Source organism: Streptomyces sp. SM1, from assembly GCF_002910825.1.
Taxonomy (GTDB): Bacteria; Actinomycetota; Actinomycetes; order Streptomycetales; family Streptomycetaceae; genus Streptomyces; species Streptomyces okerensis.
On the sequence record NZ_NEUB01000668.1, the window covers coordinates 1 to 4,050 of the forward strand.

Annotated in this window: 1 protein-coding gene; it reads right to left on the minus strand. The window is 68.5% G+C overall.

Annotated elements, in window-relative coordinates; translation table 11 throughout:
- Positions 1 to 30 precede the first annotated feature (30 nt).
- Positions 31 to 3,747, minus strand: coding sequence for a ThuA domain-containing protein (locus B9S61_RS18085; protein ID WP_103543200.1), 3,717 nt, complete (start codon positions 3,745 to 3,747; stop codon positions 31 to 33).
- Between the last annotated feature and the right edge of the window lie 303 nt (positions 3,748 to 4,050).

Here is a 4,050-nt window from a genome sequence, read left to right on the forward strand (position 1 = left end):
CGTCCTCCGCCCGCCGCCGTTCCGGTCGCCCTAGGAGGGCAGCTCCTTCAGCTGGATGTCGCGGAAGGAGACCTGGTCGGCGGAGCCGTGGTTCTGGAGACCGATGTAGCCGTCGGTCAGGCTCCGCTGGGGGTCCTTGTTGGTGAAGTCGTTGATCTTGACTCCGTTGAGGAACACCTGGAGGCGTTCGCCCCGGACCTTGATCTCGTAGGAGTTCCACTGGCCGGGCGGACGCAGAACCTGGTCACGGGCCTTGATGTTCGCCGACTTGAACGAGTAGACGGAGCCCGTGGTGCGGTCGGCGGCGTCCGTGGCGTCGATCTGGATCTCGTAACCCCTGTCCACCGCGGACCAGGGGTCGTCGGAGGCCGGGAAGCCCACGAAGATCCCGGAGTTGTCGTCGCCCCGCATCTTCCAGTCGAGCTTGAGGGAGTACGACTTCAGCTCCTTGGCCTGGTACCAGAGCAGCCCCATGCCGCCCTCGGATTCCAGGGTGCCGTCCTTGACGTTGAAGGTGCCGGGGCCGGCCTGCTTCCAGCCGTCCAGGGTCTGGCCGTTGAAGATCTCCCGGTAGCCCTTGTCCGGCTTGCAGTCCGCCTTCACCTGGCCGGTGGCGTACTGCATGCCGCCGAGCAGATGGGTGCGGAACGCCTCGTCGGCGTACGACTCCTTGGTGTGGCCGCCGCCGGTGTAGAAGGAGCGGCCGCCTCCGTAGCTCTGGCACCAGGCGATCGGGTGGTCGCCCTTCATGGTGCCGCCGGAGTAGGTGGTCTCGTCGAGGGTGGCGAGGACCTTGGCCTGCTCACGCGGGTTGGTGCGGTAGTTGTACCACTCGTCGGTGCGCTCCCAGGTGTCCTCGAGGTGCGCGGTGGACGGGTGGTCGTGGTCGTGGACGCGCACGGTGGCCTTCTGGATGGCCGGGTGCGAGTCGAAGTAGGCGCCGACGAGTCCGCCGTAGAACTCCCAGTCGTACTCGGTGTCGGCCGCGGCGTGGATGCCCATGTAGCCGCCGCCGTTCCTGACGTAGTTCTCGAACGCCTGCTGCTGCTCGGCGTCGAGGACGTCTCCGGTGGTCGACAGGAAGGCCACCGCGTCGTACTTGGCGAGGTTGGCGGTGGTGAACTGCCGGGCCTCCTCGGTCGCGGTGACCGAGATGCCGGCCGGGGCTCCCAGCTCCTTCAGGGCGGCGACACCCTCCCCGATGGAGTCGTGACGGAAGCCGGCCGTCTTGGAGAAGACCAGGACCTTCTTGCCCTTCTTGAAGGGCTCCTTGGAGAACTCGAAGTCGTCCACGTCGTACAGCGCGCCGTCACCGCCCCGGAAGACCAGGTAGATCTCCGAGGTCTTCTTCGGCAGCGACCGCAGCGGCACGTCGACGTTCTGGAACGTCTCCCAGCTCCCGGTCGGCGGGATGTACGCCGAGCCGTGCAGCTTGCCGTCGGGCGAGCCGGTGCGCAGTTCGATGAAGCCGCCGGAGCCGCCGGAGGAGGCCCGTACGGTCATCCTCCTCTGCCCGTCGAACCGGTAGGGACTGAAGGAGATCCAGTCGCCGTCGTTGATGTCGCCGACGGTCTTGCCGCCGTTGGCGCCCTCCTTGTCGAAGGTGTTCACCCCCGACTGGCTGGTGAAGTGCTCGGCCTGGCGGTGCAGCGGCTGGAGCACGGTGCGGGCGGTACCGGTCAGGGCCTCCTGGCCGTTCGCTCCGCCGTCGGTGTAACTGGCGCCGACTACACCGTAGATGTTGGCGTTCGGGTCGTGACCGCCGTCCCCGGCGGGCGGCTTGAGGGTGCCCTCACAGCCCGTCTCGCTGGTCAGTTCGTGGGCGTGGGAGTCGTGACCGAGGCTGTAGGCGACCTTGACCCTGGAGCAGTCGACGGTCTCCTCGGGGTCGGTGACGGTCACCTTGAACGGGACGGGCTCTCCGAAGGCCGCCAGGCTGCCGTTGCCCGGCACGGTGATCTTCACCGTCGGCTCGGTGTTGCCGACCACGATCCGTGCGCTGGCGTTCCCGGTGTTGCCCTCGGGGTCCTTCGCGGTGAAGGTCGCGGTGTAGGTGCCGGCCTTCTTGTACTTGTGGGTGGGGGTGAGCCCCTCGCCCGTGGTGCCGTCGCCGAAGTCCCAGCTGTAGGTGAGGTCCGGGGAGTCGGCGTCGTTCGCGGTGGCGGTGAACCTGACCTTCAGGCCGGCCGCGCCGGAGGTCTTGTCCGCGCTCACCTCGGCGATCGGGGAGAAGCCGTCCTCGGCGTTCTCGATCCGGTACAGCGCGGAGTTCTCGTCGCCCTGGAACCAGGAGACGCCGTAGTCGAGGACGTAGAGCGCGCCGTCGGGGCCGAACTCCATGTCCATGATCTGGGTGCCGGTCCACGGGAAGTCGTTGATCTTCGCGACGGAACCGTCCTCGTTCTGCTCGATCCGCTTGATCCAGCGGCGGCCGAACTCGCCCGCGAAGAAGTCCCCGTCGTAGGCCTCCGGGAACTTCACCGAGGACTCGAGGTCGGGGTCGTAGCGGTAGACGGGGCCTGCCATCGGGGACTCGGAGCCGCTGCCGAACTCGGGCAGGGAACCGCCGTCGTACGGGATCCAGGCGGCCCGCGCGGGCGGCAGATCGGTGAGACCGGTGTTGTGCGGGGAGGTGTTCTTCAGGGCGGAGCAGTCGAACTTCCCGCCGGAGGCGCCGGTCGCGAAGTCGTAGTCGCTGTAGGCGTCGTTGTCGCCGGTGCAGAACGGCCAGCCGAAGTTGGCGGCCTCGGTGACCTTGGCGAACTCCACCTGCCCGGCCGGTCCCCGGTCGGGGTCGGCGGCGCCGGCGTCGGGGCCGTAGTCGCCGACGTAGACGATGCCGGTCTTGTCGTCGACGCTCATCCGGAACGGGTTGCGGAAGCCCATCGCGTAGATCTCGGGGCGGGTCTTCTCGGTGCCGGGAGCGAAGAGGTTGCCGTCCGGGACGGTGTACGAGCCGTCCTCGGCGACCTTGATACGGAGGATCTTGCCGCGCAGGTCGTTGGTGTTGCCGGAGCTGCGGCGGGCGTCGAAGGCCGGGTTGCGGTCCGCCCGTTCGTCGATCGGCGTGTAGCCGTCGGAGGCGAAGGGGTTGGTGTCGTCGCCGGTGGACAGGTAGAGGTTGCCCTCGGCATCGAAGTCGATGTCGCCGCCGACGTGGCAGCAGATGCCGCGGGAGGCCGCGACGTCCAGCACCTTCTTCTCGCTGGCCATGTTCAGCGTGCCGTTGGCGTTGAGGACGAACCGGGAGAGCCGGTTGACGCCGTCGAACTTCGCGAAGTCGGCGGCGGTGCCGTTCTCCGGGGCGTCACCGGCCGGGGTGTCGAGCGGCGGGGCGTAGTAGAGGTAGATCGCCCGGTTGTTCTCGAAGTCCGGGTCGACGCCGACGCCCTGGAGGCCCTCCTCGTCGTGGCTGTAGACGGGGATCCTGCCGGCGACCTTGGTGACGCCGCCCTGGTCGGTGAGGCGCAGTGTGCCGTCGCGCGAGGTGTGCAGGACGCTGCGGTCCGGGAGCACGGTGAGCGACATGGGCTCACCCGTCTCGGGCTCGCCCTTGGCGAGCGGCACCTGCTGGAACTGTCCCTCGGCCGCCGCCGGTTCGTCGTGTTCCGGGTGGCCGGGGTGGGCGCCGGCGACGGTCGCCGGGGTGCCCACGGCCAGCAGCAGTCCGGTGAACAGGGCGAGGCCGGTGCGCAGCCCGGATCGACGCCTCGGGGCGTTGGTGGATGTGAGTCTGCTTCTGTGCACGAAGTCCCTCCGGGAACGGGGTGGGGCCGTACGGAACAGGTGCGAAGACATGTGGTGCGCGTGCTGTGGGGCGTGTGGTGCGGTGCGTGTGCTGCGTGCGCGGTGCGGTGATGTGCGCGGATGCATGCGACGTGTGCCGTGCGTGTGGTGTGTGCGGTCCGTGTGGTGTGTGCGGGCGCCGGGGTGCGCCGTCACCCCGGAGGCGTGGGTGTCCTGAACACTTCCGGGACGGTAACCGCCTTCTTCCGGGGCGAACACCCTTGGCGCCAGAGCTGGTTGAACCTTTCCCCAAGTCAGGACAAA